The organism is Mesorhizobium sp. M7A.F.Ca.US.014.04.1.1 (genome assembly GCF_003998745.1).
Taxonomy (GTDB): Bacteria; Pseudomonadota; Alphaproteobacteria; order Rhizobiales; family Rhizobiaceae; genus Mesorhizobium; species Mesorhizobium ciceri.
The window spans coordinates 1-400 of record NZ_RZRW01001511.1 but is presented as its reverse complement, the minus strand read 5'-3'; the positions used below and the strand labels follow the sequence as shown (position 1 = coordinate 400).

Annotated in this window: 1 protein-coding gene; it reads right to left on the bottom strand. The window is 63.5% G+C overall.

The window, feature by feature from the left end:
• On the bottom strand, positions 1 to 400 hold a 400-nt coding region (locus tag EOA22_RS37375), incomplete at both ends, for a zinc-binding dehydrogenase (protein ID WP_164756370.1).

Below are 400 nucleotides of genomic sequence, written 5' to 3'. Positions count from 1 at the left end.
CACTCACTCAGCCAAAACCCTTCGATATGCTTGTGCTGGAAGATCAGTTGGCCGGGCTCGCGGATAACGGTGGCTTCGGGATCGAGCCGCCCATAAATGATCCAGCGCGACCGCTTCGGCATGACGTCGAAGATGGCGGAGGCAAGCGGCCCGGTTACCGCGTCAAGGAAGATGCGCGGCTGTTCGGCCTTCATCACCTCGCGCAGCGCCGCCTTGAAATCCGGCGCCCTTTCATTGAGCACGTGCGCCGCGCCAAGCGCATTCAGAGCCGCGATCTGGTCGTCGCGGCGCACGGTGACGATCGGCCGGAAACCCTCTTCGCTGGCCAGGCCGATGATCAGCTTGCAGAGCTGGCTGGCGCCGGCGGTCATGACGAAGGCCTTCTCGCCTTCCTCCTTGA